We start from the raw sequence: 1,228 nt of genomic DNA on the forward strand, positions 1-1,228 counted from the left end.
CTCTGCAATTAATGCATAATCAGAATCCGATAAGCCTGTCCTTAACACCAAGTTCATTCTATTTCCAGCTCAGAAAATCGATTATTAAGCACATTTAATAATGGAAAATACGTTTCCCGAATTTTTTGCTCAACCTGCTGAGCCGTTTCTTCATTATACGTATGAGTTGTCAGATTACGATCCTCCAGCGCCTGTATCCAAACATGCCCATCATCAACAATCCCATTTTGAAAAGCCAGTTTAATTGCAGCCCGAGGGCTATTCACTTCAAAACCCTCTGCCTGTTGATAATCTTTCAACAGTTTCCAAGACAACTCAAATGCCATCTCAAAAAACTGAATCAAACCTGCACGCTCAACGATATTTGGCGACTCAATTGCAATCGCTTGCACCAATAACAAATACGCTCGATTGAATTGCCTGTAGCGCTGTTGCCAGCGAATATCCTGCTCCGTCATAACACTCCCATTTCAAACCCAACTGACTCACTGAACTTACAAAATTAACTTTAATACTTTTCAGAAGCTGAATACAACACAACACTCTTAAAGGCACTCTGCCCATCACTTTCAGAGAGTGCATGCCGCATGGATGCGGCATTCAAGCCTACAAGGACGTATTTACGGCGGCTCTCTGGAAGAGGTGGGTAGAGTGCCTAAGCTAAACAGTCAGCTAGCTCTACTAAAAAATCAGTGGTTAGCCTTAAGCCTCAACTGTTCAATCTGGTCCACACTTAAACCTGACAGCTCTGCAATCATCACATCGTCCATTTCGGTACGGGCGATAAGCTTAAGTGCTGTTTCACTCATCTGGGCTTGGCGACCTTTTTCAAGGCCTTGTGCTATGCCTTGCTCTATACCTTGCTCAATGCCTTTTTCAATGCCCTGCTCAAAACCACCCTCTCTCGCCTCCTTCAACAAGGTCGCTTCATCATGCATCGCCCGTTGACGCACAAATGCCAACCGACGCTCTTCTTCATCTGCACTAATCATCTTCAATCGCTCCATTGCCTTTCTCACTGGCTCATAAGGTATATCCATCATCTGAACCAGACTCTGCCAATGCTCCAGAAACTCAATCCAAAACCTCAAAGATCCCGAACTCAACTCCAACCAATCTGCCTTTTTCAATTCGATCAAGTTTACCTGCAACTCGTTCCCTAAGCGCACATCCGGCTGCTTTTCATCTCGCATTTCAAAACGCCAAACCGCCTGTTGCTGCTGAGCCT

The 1,228-nt window shown here is 44.7% G+C and carries 2 protein-coding genes; both read right to left on the bottom strand.

All coding sequences use genetic code 11. From position 1 onward, the window contains the following. Window positions 1-53: 53 nt before the first annotated feature. Window positions 54-458, bottom strand: a complete 405-nt coding sequence (locus D791_RS18565) for a nucleotidyltransferase substrate binding protein (protein WP_036515019.1) — start codon at window positions 456-458, stop codon at window positions 54-56. Between the two features lie 231 nt (window positions 459-689). Further along, window positions 690-1,228 (bottom strand): PD-(D/E)XK nuclease family transposase (locus D791_RS18570; RefSeq protein ID WP_036515021.1); only part of this gene is annotated, 539 nt, incomplete at its 5' end.

This window comes from Nitrincola nitratireducens, from assembly GCF_000585235.1.
GTDB classification, from domain to species: Bacteria; Pseudomonadota; Gammaproteobacteria; order Pseudomonadales; family Balneatricaceae; genus Nitrincola; species Nitrincola alkalisediminis.

Bases quoted from the DNA above. Each gene is read 5' to 3' on its own strand.
- D791_RS18565 (WP_036515019.1), bottom strand. From the start codon at position 458: ATGACGGAGCAGGATATTCGCTGGCAACAGCGCTACAGGCAATTCAAT.